14 protein-coding genes and 1 pseudogene are annotated in these 15,883 nt (G+C 34.9%); 6 read left to right on the top strand and 9 right to left on the bottom strand.

Annotated features, from left to right (window positions below):
- Window positions 1-54 precede the first annotated feature (54 nt).
- The 3 genes from QWZ06_RS28230 to QWZ06_RS18450 all read left to right on the top strand — a co-directional run bounded on the left by QWZ06_RS28230 (window position 55) and on the right by QWZ06_RS18450 (window position 3,021).
- Window positions 55-1,068: a thrombospondin type 3 repeat-containing protein gene (locus QWZ06_RS28230; RefSeq protein ID WP_378170875.1), complete on the top strand. Its 1,014-nt coding sequence runs from the start codon at window positions 55-57 to the stop codon at window positions 1,066-1,068.
- A gap of 137 nt (window positions 1,069-1,205) precedes the next feature.
- Complete coding sequence (locus QWZ06_RS18445) at window positions 1,206-2,024, top strand: GLPGLI family protein (RefSeq protein ID WP_290300254.1); 819 nt, start codon at window positions 1,206-1,208, stop codon at window positions 2,022-2,024.
- A gap of 127 nt (window positions 2,025-2,151) precedes the next feature.
- A complete protein-coding gene (locus tag QWZ06_RS18450) occupies window positions 2,152-3,021 on the top strand; it encodes an alpha/beta hydrolase (protein ID WP_290300255.1) in 870 nt (289 codons plus the stop codon).
- A gap of 138 nt (window positions 3,022-3,159) precedes the next feature.
- Here the strand turns inward: QWZ06_RS18450 and QWZ06_RS18455 are convergent, their stop codons facing one another.
- The gene (locus QWZ06_RS18455; RefSeq protein WP_290300257.1) at window positions 3,160-3,855 is read right to left on the bottom strand and encodes a DedA family protein; all 696 of its coding nucleotides are present in this window, start codon (window positions 3,853-3,855) and stop codon (window positions 3,160-3,162) included.
- Window positions 3,856-3,940: 85 nt separating this feature from the next.
- Window positions 3,941-5,053 (bottom strand): peptide chain release factor 2, encoded by a 1,113-nt coding sequence (prfB, locus tag QWZ06_RS18460; protein ID WP_290300259.1) that lies wholly within the window; start codon window positions 5,051-5,053, stop codon window positions 3,941-3,943.
- Between the two features lie 320 nt (window positions 5,054-5,373).
- On the opposite strand from prfB, the gene QWZ06_RS18465 reads away from it, so the two are divergent.
- Window positions 5,374-5,514 carry a hypothetical protein gene (locus QWZ06_RS18465; protein ID WP_290300261.1) on the top strand — a complete coding sequence of 47 codons (141 nt, stop codon included), beginning with the start codon at window positions 5,374-5,376 and terminating at the stop codon, window positions 5,512-5,514.
- A 53-nt stretch (window positions 5,515-5,567) separates the two neighbouring features.
- On the opposite strand, the gene QWZ06_RS18470 is transcribed toward QWZ06_RS18465, so the two are convergent.
- Complete coding sequence (locus QWZ06_RS18470) at window positions 5,568-6,683, bottom strand: NAD(P)/FAD-dependent oxidoreductase (RefSeq protein ID WP_290300263.1); 1,116 nt, start codon at window positions 6,681-6,683, stop codon at window positions 5,568-5,570.
- 155 nt (window positions 6,684-6,838) lie between these two features.
- The gene (locus tag QWZ06_RS18475; protein ID WP_290300265.1) at window positions 6,839-8,188 is read right to left on the bottom strand and encodes an ATP-binding protein; all 1,350 of its coding nucleotides are present in this window, start codon (window positions 8,186-8,188) and stop codon (window positions 6,839-6,841) included.
- Window positions 8,189-8,383: 195 nt separating this feature from the next.
- Here QWZ06_RS18475 and QWZ06_RS18480 point away from each other — a divergent pair, with 195 nt between their 5' ends.
- Window positions 8,384-9,028 carry a hypothetical protein gene (locus QWZ06_RS18480; protein WP_290300267.1) on the top strand — a complete coding sequence of 215 codons (645 nt, stop codon included), beginning with the start codon at window positions 8,384-8,386 and terminating at the stop codon, window positions 9,026-9,028.
- Window positions 9,029-9,061: 33 nt separating this feature from the next.
- On the opposite strand, the gene msrB is transcribed toward QWZ06_RS18480, so the two are convergent.
- The 4 genes from msrB to QWZ06_RS18500 all read right to left on the bottom strand — a co-directional run bounded on the left by msrB (window position 9,062) and on the right by QWZ06_RS18500 (window position 11,541).
- A complete protein-coding gene (gene msrB / locus QWZ06_RS18485; RefSeq protein ID WP_290300269.1) occupies window positions 9,062-10,162 on the bottom strand; it encodes a peptide-methionine (R)-S-oxide reductase MsrB in 1,101 nt (366 codons plus the stop codon).
- 24 nt (window positions 10,163-10,186) lie between these two features.
- Complete coding sequence (locus tag QWZ06_RS18490; protein ID WP_290300272.1) at window positions 10,187-10,633, bottom strand: DUF417 family protein; 447 nt, start codon at window positions 10,631-10,633, stop codon at window positions 10,187-10,189.
- A gap of 79 nt (window positions 10,634-10,712) precedes the next feature.
- Window positions 10,713-10,982 (bottom strand): hypothetical protein, encoded by a 270-nt coding sequence (locus QWZ06_RS18495; RefSeq protein ID WP_290300273.1) that lies wholly within the window; start codon window positions 10,980-10,982, stop codon window positions 10,713-10,715.
- 7 nt (window positions 10,983-10,989) lie between these two features.
- Window positions 10,990-11,541 (bottom strand): RNA polymerase sigma factor, encoded by a 552-nt coding sequence (locus QWZ06_RS18500; RefSeq protein ID WP_290300275.1) that lies wholly within the window; start codon window positions 11,539-11,541, stop codon window positions 10,990-10,992.
- 504 nt (window positions 11,542-12,045) lie between these two features.
- On the opposite strand from QWZ06_RS18500, the pseudogene alaS reads away from it, so the two are divergent.
- Window positions 12,046-14,648: pseudogene (gene alaS / locus QWZ06_RS18505) on the top strand (alanine--tRNA ligase).
- Window positions 14,649-14,750: 102 nt separating this feature from the next.
- On the opposite strand, the gene QWZ06_RS18510 reads toward alaS, so the two are convergent.
- Window positions 14,751-15,797 (bottom strand): serine hydrolase domain-containing protein, encoded by a 1,047-nt coding sequence (locus tag QWZ06_RS18510; RefSeq protein WP_290300277.1) that lies wholly within the window; start codon window positions 15,795-15,797, stop codon window positions 14,751-14,753.
- Window positions 15,798-15,883 lie beyond the last annotated feature (86 nt).

The raw sequence follows: 15,883 nt of genomic DNA on the forward strand, positions 1-15,883 counted from the left end.
TGGTGAGATCATTTTGTATCTTTCCAATCTAATGTAAGAAATTAAAACTAAGCCTTGAAAAAATACCTGATCTTTTTATTATTCTCATTTTCAATCCTTCAGTCTCAAGGAATAGAGGATAAACAGATTTTTAAAAAATGTAAAAAAGAGTATTCAAAGAAAGTTTGCCTTTCTGATGAAGATCAGGATGGTATTCTCTTTTACCTTGACAAATGCCCGAAGCAAAGTGGCTCCATAGATAACGAAGGATGTGCATGGCCAGATACTGATAATGACGGAGCCATAGATAAGGATGACGCATGTCCTGATGTAAAAGGGGATCCGGAAAACCAAGGATGCCCATGGCCCGATACGGATGGGGACGGCATTTTGGATAAAGATGATCAATGTCCCACTATTCCTGGAATTGCTGACCTGGGCGGATGTCTCGATAACAATTGTGATGAGTATCTCAAAAAACAGAAAAAGACTCTTGAAGAGTTTAAGGTAAAAAACAATGCTGAAAAGGAAAAGTTTGCTCTGCTTAGAAACGTTATTTTTAACAATATTACCCCAAAATTTCTTTCCGGAAATAATATCATTGTAAGTATTCATGTAAATACCTTCATTAATGATAATATTAAAGACTGCGCTTCCAGATCATCTTTATGGCATGACAAACAATTATTTCTCGACCAGCTTTTCTGGAGTGAAGAAACCTTCAAATATGCTGGCAAGAAATTGAAAAAAAATATCTTTCCCACCGCAGAATTCGGAAAATATCCCATAGCAGACATTTTATTGAAAGCCTATAATGATGATGGATATTATAATTTTATGAAAAACTTTTCAAGAGCTCCCGGTATTCATGATTCTTCTGTTGACTCCAAGATTTACTATTATCCCAGCAGTCCTCAAAAACCTGAATTCAGGCCGGACAATACCCGAATGAGAATTCTTTTTGACAAATACGAGACCCAAAACCAAGCCACCGTTGAAATGGTAAAAAATAATGAATATCAATCTTTTACTTACGAATACAATAATGACAAATGGATTCTCATAAGCAAGGATTCTCATAACCGTTGAAGCAGAAAAAATCTACTTCCTCAATCAGGATCATTCATCCCAGTAGAGCGTGTTTCTCATTGAAAATATGGTAAAGACTAATATCACACACTCTGATAAATTTGTATATTCGTAATACACCAAAAATATTCATCAATATGAGATTTTTTCCCATGCTTTTCATGCTTTTCTTAAGCAGTTTGTTTCAAAGTCAAAGCAAACAGTTTTTCTATGAATATCATTTTATTCCGGATTCTACTGAAAAGAAACAAAGTATAACTGAAATAATGGTATTGGATATTGACAAAAAAAGATCTCTTTTTTTCGGGCAGGAAATGTACAGATCAGATTCCACTCTGCTCAGTGACTCCAAAAAAGGCATTTTTTCAATGCCTGCAGAAAAACCAATGATCGCTGATCAGGTCATTAAATATCCAAATTCTAATAAAATTGACTATATAAAATTAGTTTCATATGAAAAATATATTGTCAGCCAGGAAATAGAGCTTCTGTGGAAACTTACTTCTGAATTTAAAACCATATTAAATCACAAAGTTCAGAAAGCTACAGTATCGTATGGAGGAAGAAAATGGATGGCATGGTTTGCTCAGGATATTCCTTTTCAGGATGGACCTTATAAGTTCTATGGCCTTCCGGGGCTCATTCTTGAATTGGAAGATGATACTAAAAGCCACCAGTATCTCATTAAAGGAATTAAAGACAATCAGGAAGAATTTATATATCCTAAGTTAAACAATTATAAAATATCAAAAGTTTCATATCCGCAATTTATTAAAATATATAAAAATTATCGGATCAGTCCTGTTGCCAATCTGGTGGGAAGAATTCCGGACTATGAGGATGAAAATGGTAATACAGTAAGTGGCCAACAGAAAGTAAGGGAAATAGAAAAGATAAAACTTGATCAAATTAAAAAAGACAATAATATCATTGAGATAGATCTACTGAAAAAATAAATGAGCTCCGCTCTATACTTCCACAACAAAGACAAACACCTCCAACCCCCTGAAAAGCAAAACAAAAGCCCATATAAATCATATATTTTCATTAGCTTTGCAGCCTCTTTTTTTCTAATTTTGATCTATGAAAAAGCTCATTCTCAGGTACCATTTTTTCGTTATGGGGTGTATTAGTTTTCTAATGCAGTCCTGCAATACGAAATTCAGGGTTTGGGTAGGCCCGGGAGGCCAGCAGAAGATCTATAACTTAAAATATGGAGAACATAAAAGACAGAAAATGGATGTTTTCCTTCCTAAGGATTACGCTGAAGATTCTCCTGTCGTTCTTATTGTACATGGTGGAGGCTGGACGTTGGGAAAAAAGGAACATATGATCCAGATTCAGAAAATGCTTTTCAAAAATAAAATACCCAGCATCAACCTGAACTATCGACTTGTTTCTAAACAAAAGCAGATCACTTACAAACAACAACTTGAGGATATTGGTTCTGTGGTGGAAAAGTTTAACTCATTAGCCGAAAAAGCAGAGCTTCAGCCTAACAATTATATTATTCTTGGCGAAAGTGCCGGCGGACATCTTGCCTTATTGTATGGATATCAGCATCCGGATCAGATTAAAAAGATTATTTCTTTAAGCGGCCCCACTGATTTTTACAGTCATGAATATCTGAATTCCTTTTATTCTAAATATACTTCACCTACTATTCAAAAAATGGTGGGAGCTAAATTTGACCGTAAGAATTTTTCAGAAGCCTTTAAAGAAGCCAGCCCAATTGCCAATATTACCTCCGTTCCTACTCTATTGTTTCAGGGAAATCGTGATTTTTTAGTCAATCAGCATCAGGGGATTGCCATGGATTCAGCACTTACTCAGATGAATATCCCACATAAATTTATATTTATGGAGAGAACAGGACATACTCCTAGGTTTTTCAGCAAGAAAAAAAGAGATAGTATTATCTACCCGAATATTCTGGATTGGATAAAAAAATAGCTTCATTTAAGATATTCAATAATATTCCAAAGATTATCGTTCAGCATCATACAAATCTTTTTTTATGGGTGCACATTGGTTAAAATAAAAAAGACTGCCTTTGGGAGACAGTCTTCTATATTGTAATTGAATTGATTTTTATTCAAAATCTTTATTTTCGTATTTAGAGAAATCTTCTTTTTTTCCAAACATGAACTTAATAATTATCGGAAGTGTTGTTACCAATACGATAACGATAATAATGTACTCTAGTTTTTCCTTCAGATTGATTCCAAACTGTTCCATGAAAAGTTTATCTAGGTAGTGTCCTGCAAAGATCAAAATAAAAGACCATAGAACAGCTCCAATAACATTATCTCTCAAGAACTCTTTTTTGTCCATCTTTACAATTCCTGCAACAATCGGAGTAAAGGTTCTCACCACAGGTAAGAATCTCGCCATAATGATGGCCAATGCCCCGTGTTTTTCAAAGAAATCATGAGCCTGATAAAGGTATTTCTTCTTGAAAAGCATTGAATCTGGTCTTTTGTATAACGCAGGTCCCGCTTTTCTTCCAAAGTAATATCCTACTTCGTTTCCTATAATGGCAGCAAGAGCTACTCCAGAGGCTAATATTGTTGTATCTAAGAAATCACTTCCTGTAGAACCAAATGTCTCTTTGATGATTTCAACGGCATAAATTCCCGAAACGAACAATAATGAATCTCCGGGTAGAAAAAATCCTACAAAAAGACCTGTTTCAGCAAAAACAATAAATAAAATAAGCCAAAACCCTCCCATTTTAATATAAAATTCGGGGTTTAATAAATCCTTCCAGCTATTGAAATCTTCCATATATATTGATGAACAACAAAAATAAGTCTAAAATATCTGAAACAAAAATTAATTATAAGATTTTAACTAAAATTTCACATGATATTTATAGGTCTAGGTCATCATCAGAAACCGCCGTACCATCGGCCATTAAGAAAGCTTTAAGAAAAGGGGTAAGATTTCCATTCATTACAGCGTCCACATCTGAGGTCTCATGGCCTGAGCGTACATCTTTTACCAATTTGTAAGGATGCATGACGTAGTTTCTAATCTGGCTTCCCCACTCGATCTTCATTTTATTAGCTTCAATCTCATTTCTTGCCTTCATTCGCTCTTCCAATTCCATTTCATATAATCTGGAACGTAGGAGTTGCATTGCTTTTTCTTTATTTTGAAGCTGAGAACGGGATTCTGAGTTTTCAATGATAATTCCAGTAGGTGCATGGCGAAGACGTACCGCTGTTTCTACTTTGTTTACGTTCTGACCTCCGGCTCCGGAAGACCTCATCGTTTCGAAAGAGATATCCGCAGGATTGATATTAATTTCAATGGTATCATCCACTAAAGGATAAACATATACGGAAACGAAACTGGTGTGACGTTTAGCATTAGAATCAAAAGGTGAAATTCTTACCAAACGGTGAACTCCATTCTCTCCTCTTAAATACCCGAAAGCAAATTCACCTTCTATTTCAAGGGTAACGGTCTTTACTCCGGCTACATCCCCTGCCTGAAAGTTAAGTTCACGGATTTTATAGCCTTGCTTTTCTGACCACATGGTATACATTCTCATCAGCATGGATGCCCAGTCACAGCTTTCTGTTCCTCCGGCTCCGGCAGTGATCTGAAGAACCGCAGAAAGCTCATCACCTTCATTGGAAAGCATATTTTTGAATTCCAGATCCTCAATTTTTTCCACCAATTGTGGGAATGTTGCATCCAGCTCTTTTTCTGAATCAGGGTCTTCTTTAGCAAAATCGGCTAATACCTGAAGATCTTCAAATTGGGTATGAATCTCATCATAGCTTTCTACCCATTTTTTCTTGGAACGAAGCTGCTTCAGGAAAGCTTCTGCTGTTTTAGGACTATCCCAAAACTCAGGGGCTGCTGTTTTTTCATCATCATTGGCAATTTCGATCTTCTTTTTTTCAATCTGTAAATATTTGTATAATTCTTCAATTCTGGATTGAACTTCTTTTATCTGGTCGTTGTTAATCACGATTCTTTCTTTTTGCAAAAATAAGGGATTTCTTTTAGAACTGAGAGTTTTTTAAGATGGGAGATGCAGGGATTCTCGTTTAAAGTCTAAGATTAGTATCCTCATGGTTATTTCTTCTTCTTTATTTATTTGTAATCATTATTTTTCATCATATATTTACTTTTAAAACACATTGAAACAGTATGGATGATTTTAATATTAGGCTTAATGATTATAACAGAGACTTTATACAGCTTAAAAAACTAATTTATTCGATGAATTTAATTCCCGGCCTGTCAAAACACGGTTGGGATCATTTAACGCAAATAATCCTTCAATAATTGGAAAAAGGAGTTGATTTTGAAAAGCTCGAAAGTATCATCGAATTTGAACTCGGTGCAAAGTATGGACTTTATATTGATGAATTCAATTCTGAAGAAATCACCAGTGATATTATGAATTGGTGGAATTCATCTTCCTAATCTGAAAGTTCACAATTCTGCTTAAAATCAGTCTATTATTTTTTGTAAATTACTTACCGCAACCCCATCATTTTTCTCACAGTTTCACCTATCTTTGGAGCCAACGCTACTCCCATTCCGGAAAGCCTTACTGCACAAAATTGTCGGTCTGAAACCTGTTTTACAATCGGCGTTTTGTCTGAACCCATGGCCATAATTCCAGACCAACGCAAAGCAACTTTAAAGTCTTGATCCGGTAAGATTACTTCCCTTAAAAAGTTCTCTAAGTGATCTTGCAGAAACTCAGTAGTTTCAAAAGCAATAGTTTCCTCGGTTTTAAAATCCTGATTCCTGCCACCACCCAATAAGACTCTGTTTCCTACATTTCTAAAGTAATAAAATCCTTCATCATAGTGAAAAGTTCCCTTTAGTTTTAAATTTTCTATAGGCTCAGTAAGCAGAATCTGCCCACGTGCAGGAACGATATCTTCTTTTTCCAAAAATTTTGAGCTGAATGCATTTGTACAATGAATTAATTGATCACCATTAACAAAAACTCCATCCGAAAAATGAACACTCACTTCATTTCTTGTTTCCTGAATTTCTTTAACTTCTGTTCCAAACAAAAATTCAATCTTCAATTCATAGCATTTCTCTAAAAGTTTCTGCAGCAATTTCCCTGAATGTAAACCTCCCTCACAAGGATTTTCAACCAGAAATTGAGATTTACCCAATCCAAATTCTTTTATTTTATCCTGATTTAAAGAATAAGTTTCTTCAAGTCCTGTAATTGACTTTAGTTTGTCATTGACTTCATTGATATATAATAATGGCTCGTCATTATTTAGAATTTCATATCCTCCATTGCCTTCAAAGTCTATTTCATCATTTTTGAAATATTGTCTGATCTTCTGAAGACCATCGAACCTCATTTTAACAAGATCCAATGTTTTTTCCCAACCCATTTTCCGAGAATCGGCAATCACTTCCGTAAGGCTTCCAAAACAGGCAAACCCTGCATTTCGGGTAGAGGCTCCTAATGGCACTCTGTTTCTTTCAATAATCAATACAGATTTTTCAGGAAATTGCTCTTTAATGGAAATAGCCGTCCAGAGCCCGGAAAATCCGCCTCCAATAATGATAATATCTCTTTTACGGTAAAAAGTTTCCTGTTCCCAGATGCTGATCATAAGTAATGGGTAATGAGTGATAAATAATTGATGATAGTGGAAAGTTTGAGATGTAGAGAATAGACAAAGAAACTTGTTACATCATTACCATTTTAGTAACTAATAGCCTACCCTTTCATATCTCTTACCCCAAAGCTCGTATCTCGCCCCACTTACTAATTTTCTTTTTCCCCGTTATGATGAAATCCAATAGCACGTCTTGGTTCTTCGACTATTTTATAGGTTTCAAGTTCGCTTTTTAATGCCTGAATTCTAAAATGAAATTCATCAAAGTTATTAATGATCGCATCTGCTAAAAATCGGGCTACCTGATCAAGGTATTCTTCGGTGAGTTTTGCTGCAGCATCCCTTAACGCTCCATTGATAAGATTCTGATCAATTTTAAGTTTCTCGTTGCGGGTTCTTTGATAAAGATTTTTGATTCTTTTCTTTAAACTTTGGGTAAAATCAATCAGCATGGTATTGCTAAAGGCTTTCATCCTTGAGGCAGCATCATGCCAGAAAGGAATTTTATCTGCTTTATTATTTTTAAGAATTTTATAGAGTAAGGAATCTTCTTCAAGCCCTCTTGTCATCGCATATAAGATAATTTCGGAACGTTCGGAAGCATTAGGTGGAAATATTGGAATCATTACATCAAATCTCCCCGGAGCTAGGATTTCTTCATCAATTTCGGATACTGAATTGGCTGAACCTACCATTAAAACGCCTTCTTTCTCAAATTTTCCAATATAATGAAGGATCAATTCTTGTGCTTCAAGATTACAAGATGCAACATCCGTATCGGCTTTTCTTTGCATCATAATTTCATCAAAATCATCAAGGAAGAGCAACATTTTATTTTCTTTCAACATGGATAAAAGAAAGTCACTGAAATTGATTTGATTTCCATCAATCAATGAAGTGCTCAGGTAATGTTTTTTCACTTCTTTGAACTGATAGCCTATGATTTCGGCAATTTTATTGGCCCAGAAAATCTTACCACTTCCGGGAGGGCCGTATAAAATAATGCCTGCCGGTTTATTGATGCCCCAATCCTTAATCTGCTGTGGATTCAAAAAGGGTTCAAGAATAACTGATGTATAGAAAAATAAATCTCTGTATCCTATAAAATCTCTTTTCTGCAGGCTGGTTTTATGTCCAAAATAATTATATACAAATTGATAATTGCCACCTAACTTATTATCAATCCCATAACTTGAAATGGATGATTTGAAAAAGCCATTGTCAAAAATATTAGGATTATTATCCTTGATTACTTTCTCTACTTTCTCTTTTGGCTGATTGATAACTTCAGCAATCTGTTCTAAGGTCTTATTCTTATCCAGATCTTTTTCGTACAGCCTTAAAAAATCAATATTCTCACGGGCAAATTTTTCAAAATCTTCCTTTACATCAAAGTTGGTACTGATACAATCTACCAGTTCCAGATCAAAATCCTGTATAAACTGTTTTATCGCTTCTGCAGAAACATTTAATTCTTCTGCGAGTTCAATTAACTTCATAATTCCCTATTAGTTCTATCAAATTTAATATTTTAATCTTGAAAGTCTATGAAAGTATCAGAATTTAATATCATTTTAATTCAAATATTATCAATATTCTTTTTTTTATTTCTCAGTTCTGTTAAATATTGAAGTTCTTTAATCATTTGCTTTTTCATTCTTACATTATTTTATAATTTTATCGAAACGAAGGAAATGAAAAAAATATACTATCGTCCGGGACTCATCAGCGCTTTAGTCATTCCCGTCTTATTTTGGCATTTCGGAAATAGAAAAATTCAAGAAATAACTACTTCAGTGATGGATATTGGCATTCCTCCTAAATTAGATAAAGATAAAAGCAATTCTAATGATGTTCTTGAACTATTTAGAAACTGGAATCTCAAAAAAATAAAGGTTCCGGCGGGTAAAGCCAAAGAAAACTCAGATTTATATGTTTCAGAGGTGAACGCACTACAGAAACGAAATGAGAAGCATACCGGAATAGAATTTATTTTAGGGGAAGAAAACACCTATGGAGATTTTGCTTCTATTATCAATGATATGCATATTACCAAACACGCAGAATATGCGGTGGATCTAGAAAAAACAGGAAATCTACTTGTTCCTGTAACGATCACTTATCCAGACCCTCCCGCAGGACCTTGTGAACTTTTTGATGATCAGATAATTACATTCACAGATGACCCAGAACCCAGCCTTTTTGAAAAAACACAGGCATTTTTCTCTCACCTGACCAAAGAGGCTTATATTCTGATCGCAGGCTTCCTGATACTATCTTATCTTTCTATATTAAGTTTTAAAGAAAGGTCTCTACTTTCCAGATACCCCTTAAAATAAAAGGCTGCCAATGGGCAGCCTCTTTCTTTCAATTTACTTTTTATCTAACAACGGAAGATATTTTCCGTATCCTTTTGTTTCCATCTCCGCTTTGGGGATAAATTTCAGAGAAGCACTGTTGATGCAGTAACGAAGTCCGCCTTTATCCTTAGGTCCATCAGTAAAGACATGTCCCAAGTGAGCATCTCCGGTTTTGCTTCTTACCTCTACTCTTGTCATTCCGTGAGTACCATCCAGTTTTTCATCAATCAAACTTTTGGTAATCGGTTTTGAGAAGCTTGGCCAGCCACAACCTGATTCAAATTTATCTGTTGAAACAAATAATGGTTCCCCGGTAGTGATATCTACATAAATTCCTTCACGGGTTTCGTTCCAGTATTCATTTTGGAAAGGTCTTTCTGTACCATTTTCTTGCGTTACATTATATTGTTCAGCCGTTAGTTTTCCCTTTAAAGCTTTTTTGTCCTGTTTTTGATAAGCTGTTGTTTTCGGAAGTGGGTTTGCTTTTTTGGCCATTTCAAAAAGTCCTGGTTCAATATGGCAATATCCGCCTGGGTTTTTATCCAGATAATCCTGATGATAATCTTCCGCTTTATAGAAATTTTTCAAAGGAGTGGTTTCTACAACTACCGGTTTCGTATAGTTTTTTGCCAGCTTCTGCACTTCAGCTTTTACCAAAGTTTCATCTGTTTTATCTGTGTAATAAATTCCTGTTCTATATTGGTCTCCTCTATCATTTCCCTGCTGGTTAAGACTTGTAGGATCAATGGTTTTAAAATACAAATCAATCAAGAGTTTCAGATCTACCTGTTCCGGATCGTATTTTACTTTCACTGTTTCTGCAAACCCGGTTGTGTGACTTACTACTTCTTCATACGTAGGGTTTTGAGTTTTACCATTGGCATACCCTACATCTGTTCCTACAACACCACGAATCTGCTGAAAGAAATGTTCTGTTCCCCAAAAACATCCACCTGCAAAATAAATCTCTCTTACATTTTTATTATCCATAATTTCTTGTTTTTCTTTTTTCATGTCTGTTTCAACAGGCTTATTCTTTTTAAAAAGCCCGCTTTCTGTAGCAAAGACTGCAATACCCAGAACAATTCCGAGTACAATTAATATATTTTTCATATTTAGCTTTTTATTCATTATTTCTTATTGTTTTTGTGTGATCATCAATCCAAATCCTAAAAGCATCAGATCCTTCACTATAAAAAAGTCCGTAACAGGAACTCCATCTACTATTTTCCACATTCCCGGAGTCGTAAACAAATAACTTAATGTCACCAGAAAAGTGACGATCATCCCTATTCCGGCATACTTTTTAAGTACAGCAAATTTCGCACTAAATATCAGTAATAAGGCAATGATAATTTCTATCGCTCCGATAAGGTTTGATACCATCTGAACGCTCATTATCTTATATACGAAAAAAGTTAAGAAATGGTTTTCCACCAAAGGTTTTATGGATGCTGCTTCGGTAGGTGTAAATTTGAAGATTCCAATCCAAAGCAAAATAAGTGCTGCTCCGAAAAGGGAAATGTAATATCCCAGATGATAGGTTAATTGATTTTTACCAGATGTATTTGTTGTTCCGACCATTTTTTTAGATTTTGAATTAATACTTTTATTATTTTCAAAAGTATAGTCGGTGTTATTTCAAAATCCTGACATAATTTTCTTAGAAATTTAATTTTTCAATTATTTTATTTTTAAAATCCTGAATTTCAGATTCATTAATTTCAGTATTTTTTTCAGCAAGCGTTTTTCTAAAAATCTTATCCAACAGTTTCAGCTTTTCATTATAAGCTTTACACCATTTACATACAAATATATGGATGCTCAATCTCCTGTTTTCTTTGGCAGAGATTGTTTTGGCATTACGTTTTTCCATGAGCAAAGTAGCTTCGATGCATGGTAAGAACAGAATATGTAATATCTTTTTCAGCATTTTTTAATTATAATCTTGAAAACCAGTTAAATTCCAGACATTCTCTAAGTTGCATCCGGCTTCTTTGAAGGATCTTCCAAAGGTTAGTCGTAGAAACATTCAATTCCTGACTCACATCGGGGGCTTTTTTTTCTTCAAGGTAATACATCTTCAGTAAAATTTTCCATCTGGAGGGTAATTCCTCGATACACTCTTCAAGCGTTTTATTAAAATCCTGATTGTCCAGAAGCTCAGATTCCGTTGAAACATTCCAATCATTTAAGACATCATTATTTTTCCAGGAGCCTGTTTCATCAAAAAAATGATCCAGCTTAATATTGGGTTCTGATTTATATTTTTTTCGGTAAAAATCTGCTACTTTTCTCTGAAGAATAGCCATAAGCCAAGTGAGTGGCTGACTTTTCTCTTCAAAGGAATCATAATTGGAAAAGGCAGCAATAAAAACATCCTGAACCACATCCTGAGCATCCTCTTTATTGGAAAGCATATATAAAGCTTTCTTCAAAAGCGGCCCGGAATACTGATCGATCCAGCTTTTCAGAATTTCGTTTTTCATCATCGAGTTATGTTTTTTTATCTTATTCAGATCTTAGCTAAGGTAATAAGTTAAATGGAATGAACAAAATATTCTTGGAATGAATGTTTTTTGTTGGAAAACGCAAGGACGCAAGGATTTTAGATAATGAGCCTGTTTTTAAGGCGCAAGGATTTTATCTGCGATAAAATTTTACACTGCTTTTAGAGTAGCCACGAATGCACGAATAATTTTAATGATGTATACATTCTATGTGAAATCTATGTGGTTTAAATAATAATTTGATTTTTACAACATAGACACATAGAATAAGGTAATTCGTACATACGTGGCAAAAAATATTTATATCTAGCCATTTGATAAAAAGCTAGAGCCTGTATAAGTATATATTCCTATTGGCAAGCAATTATTATGTCCGATATTTGATAAAACATCCTTGAAAATATGAAATATTAGATATTAAATCACCTAAAAATCTTAAATTTGCATCTTATCAAAATTTGATACTAAAAAAGCAAAAGCAATACTATGACATCACAAGAGATACGTCAAAAATTTTTAGACTATTTTAAAAGTAAGGAACACCTTATCGTTCCTTCAGCTCCTATTGTGCTGAAAGACGACCCTACCCTTATGTTTTCCAACTCAGGAATGACGCAGTTCAAGGATTTTTTCCTTGGCTACAAAACACCTACGGCCCCAAGAATCGCCGATACACAAAAGTGTTTGAGAGTTTCCGGGAAACACAACGATTTGGATGATGTAGGTAGAGATACTTACCACCACACCATGTTTGAAATGTTGGGGAACTGGTCTTTCGGGGATTACTTCAAAAAGAGGCTATTGCTTTTGCCTGGGAATTACTGACTGAAGTATACGGAATACCTAAAGAAAATTTATATGTAACGATTTTCGAAGGTGATCAATCTGAAAACCTTAACAGAGATCAGGACGCTTATGATTTCTGGAAATCTCATATTTCAGAAGACAGAATCATCAACGGAAATAAAAAGGATAACTTCTGGGAAATGGGTGCCAGCGGGCCTTGTGGGCCTTGTTCTGAAATCCATATCGATTTAAGAACTCCGGAAGAAAAAGCTAAAGTTTCCGGTTTGGAACTGGTGAACAACGATCACCCTCAGGTGGTGGAAGTCTGGAATCTCGTTTTCATGGAATTTAACAGAAAAGCAGATGGTTCTCTGGAAAAATTACCTGCTCAACATGTAGATACAGGAATGGGCTTTGAGCGTCTTTGTATGGCGCTTCAAGGGAAATCTTCCAACTATGACACTGATGTTTTCACTCCGCTCATTGCAAAGGTTGAAGAACTTTCAGGAAAAAAATATACCGGAATTTTAGAAGATGAAAAAGATATTGCAATTCGTGTAGTTGTTGATCACATCAGAGCGGTCTCTTTTGCAATTGCAGACGGACAATTGCCTTCAAACGGAGGAGCTGGTTACGTGATCAGAAGAATTTTGAGAAGAGGAATTTCTTATTCTTATCGATTCTTAGATATGAAAGAACCTTTCCTTTACAAATTGGTTGCTGTTCTTCAGGAACAAATGGGTGCATTCTTCCCTGAGCTGAAAAAGCAAGGAACTTTGGTAACAGAAGTTATCAAAAGTGAAGAAGATTCATTCTTAAAAACGATTGAAAATGGTCTGATCAGAGTTGATAAACTGATTCAACAGACTATTGCTGATAATCTGAAAGTATTACCTAGCGAAGAGGTTTTCGAATTGTATGATACTTACGGTTTCCCTGATGACTTAACGAGAATTATCGCTGAGGAAAAAGGGTTAACGATCGATGAAGAAGGATTCAAAGAAGAGATGAAAAAGCAGAAGCTTCGTTCAAAAGCGGATTCTGCTCAGAAAGTATATGACTGGGTTGTTTTAGAAGAAAAACCTGAATCATTCGTTGGATATGATCAGATTGAATCTGAAACCTATATTACAAGATACAGAAAAGTAGAAAATAAAGACGGAGAATTTTATCAGGTGGTATTAAGCAGCTCTCCATTCTACCCTGAAGGTGGTGGACAAGTTGGAGACAAGGGTGTTCTTGAAAATGCTACTGAAAGCTTCGAAGTACTGGAAACTAAAAAAGAAAACGGTTTGATCATTTCTTTGATCAACGGTCTTCCTAAAGATGCAGGGGCTGTTTTCTATGCTAAAGTAAACGCCACTGACAGAAGGAATTCTCAGGCAAATCACTCTGTAACTCACCTTCTCCATGAAGCATTAAGAGAAGTTCTGGGAACTCACGTAGAGCAAAAAGGTTCTTATGTAGGCCCTGATTATTTGCGTTTCGACTTCTCTCACTTTAATAAAATGACTGAAGAAGAGGTCGCTTTAATTGAAGAGAAAGTAAATCACAAGATTAAAGAAAGCATTGCATTACAGGAATTCAGAAGTATTCCGATTAAAGAGGCTTTGGAAAAAGGAGCAATGGCTTTATTTGGTGAAAAATATGGTGACAATGTGAGAATGATCCAGTTCGGAAGTTCTAAGGAACTTTGCGGAGGAACTCACGTAAAAAACACCAGCGAAATCGGGCACTTCAAAATCACTTCTGAAGGATCTGCAGCTGCAGGAATCAGAAGAATTGAAGCGATTTCCGGAGATCAATCTGAAGAATATTTCAAAGGGCTTGAAAAACAGATCATTGAGCTTTCTCAATTGCTAAAGTCTAAAGATGTTGTAAGATCTATCGAGAAATTAATCGAGGAAAATACATCATTGAAGTCTGAAGTAGAAGCCTTTAAAAAAGAAAAGGCAAAAGGAGAAATTGGTGACTGGAAGAATGCTTACGAGCAAAAAGGCAACAAACAATTGTTAGTGAAAAAGACTTCTTTGGATGCTGGTTCTGTTAAAGATATTGTATTCCAGTTAAAAAGAGAGATCCCAACTTCGGTAACGATCATTCTTTCTGATGCTGATGGTAAACCAATGATTACTGTAGGAGTTTCCGATGATCTGGCAGCAGATTATCAGGCAGGAGCTATTGTAAAAGATCTTGCTAAAGAAATCCAAGGTGGCGGTGGTGGAAACCCAGGTTTTGCTACTGCAGGTGGTAAAAACATCGATGGATTGGAAAATGCTTATCAGAAGGCCTTAAATCTTTAAAGATATCACCGCTTTGCGGTTTTGAAGGATTTCATTATCCTGATTTAATATAAACAATGATCCCTTTCAGTTTTTGAAAGGGATCATTTGTATTTGATGAATTTAGTTTGCTTTGATGTCATTATACAAGCTATCAACTACTTTTTCTAAAATTTCTCCTGTTTCATTAAAGCTGGTGTTTGTCAAAATCGATATTCCTATATTTTTTTTAGGATAAACCACAAACCAATTCTGCATTCCATAGATACCTCCGTGATGTCTGTACATTAATCGATTATTATCTTCTATGATGTACCAATGATAGCCTTCCCAAAAATCAGAGCCTTCTTTATATAATTTTTTATGAGATTCGTTAACAACAAGATTCGACTTATCAAGTTGCAGCTTCATATATTTCACTAAATCCGGAACCGTAGAATGCAATCCTGAAATTCCACCCCATAAAGTTCTATTGAAATTAGGCATTAGCTCGTTTTTATCGTTATACCCTTTTACCAATCTTGTTCTGTCATTTTCATTGAGTGTAAACTTGGTTTGATTCATCTTATTGGGTTTTAAAACAAATTCGGATACCAATTCTTCAAAAGGTTTTTGATACACTTTTTCAAGTATATAGGCTGTCACCTCCGGTGCTGTATTTGAATAGTAATATACATCTCCAGGTTTAGTTTCAATTTTGATGAGTTTTAATCCTTCAAAAAAAGCTTCTTTATTTTCACTTTTTATAGGGAGATTAGGAAATCCACCTGTATGGGTGATGAGATGTTTGATTCTTATAGGCTCACCTTTAAACTCTAAATTAGGATAAGGTTCATTAAGATAGATTCTAATATCATCATCCAGATTTATTTTTTTATCAAGTACTGCTTTAGCAGCCATATATCCTGTAAAAGTTTTAGTGACGGAAGCTAATTCATACAGTGTAGAATCGTTGGGTTTGTTTCCTTTTCCAATCGTTAATTCTCCAAAATGTTTTATGGTGGATTCACCATCTTTCAACACTGCAATGGAAACGGAATGAAATCTTTTATCCTCTAATAACTGAAGAGCATTTTTTGTAATTGCATTTTCAACATTTTGTTTATTGACTTGCTGAACACTTTTACACCCCAATAAGGCCAAAAATAAAATAATGGTTAGATATTTCATGGTTATAGTTTAATTTTCTGATTAAATGGTTAAATAGCGCATACCATTTGGTTTGCATAATGTATTAATCCAAATTATAATGTTGT

It is taken from the genome of Chryseobacterium tructae (genome assembly GCF_030409875.1).
GTDB classification, from domain to species: domain Bacteria; phylum Bacteroidota; class Bacteroidia; order Flavobacteriales; family Weeksellaceae; genus Chryseobacterium; species Chryseobacterium tructae.

Bases quoted from the DNA above. Each gene is read 5' to 3' on its own strand.
- QWZ06_RS18510 (WP_290300277.1), bottom strand. From the start codon at position 15,797: ATGAAATATCTAACCATTATTTTATTTTTGGCCTTATTGGGGTGTAAA.
- QWZ06_RS18455 (WP_290300257.1), bottom strand. From the start codon at position 3,855: ATGGAAGATTTCAATAGCTGGAAGGATTTATTAAACCCCGAATTTTAT.
- QWZ06_RS18445 (WP_290300254.1), top strand. From the start codon at position 1,206: ATGAGATTTTTTCCCATGCTTTTCATGCTTTTCTTAAGCAGTTTGTTT.
- QWZ06_RS18490 (WP_290300272.1), bottom strand. From the start codon at position 10,633: ATGGTCGGAACAACAAATACATCTGGTAAAAATCAATTAACCTATCAT.
- QWZ06_RS18450 (WP_290300255.1), top strand. From the start codon at position 2,152: ATGAAAAAGCTCATTCTCAGGTACCATTTTTTCGTTATGGGGTGTATT.
- msrB (WP_290300269.1), bottom strand. From the start codon at position 10,162: ATGAAAAATATATTAATTGTACTCGGAATTGTTCTGGGTATTGCAGTC.
- QWZ06_RS18500 (WP_290300275.1), bottom strand. From the start codon at position 11,541: ATGATGAAAAACGAAATTCTGAAAAGCTGGATCGATCAGTATTCCGGG.
- QWZ06_RS18495 (WP_290300273.1), bottom strand. From the start codon at position 10,982: ATGCTGAAAAAGATATTACATATTCTGTTCTTACCATGCATCGAAGCT.
- QWZ06_RS18475 (WP_290300265.1), bottom strand. From the start codon at position 8,188: ATGAAGTTAATTGAACTCGCAGAAGAATTAAATGTTTCTGCAGAAGCG.
- QWZ06_RS18480 (WP_290300267.1), top strand. From the start codon at position 8,384: ATGAAAAAAATATACTATCGTCCGGGACTCATCAGCGCTTTAGTCATT.
- QWZ06_RS18470 (WP_290300263.1), bottom strand. From the start codon at position 6,683: ATGATCAGCATCTGGGAACAGGAAACTTTTTACCGTAAAAGAGATATT.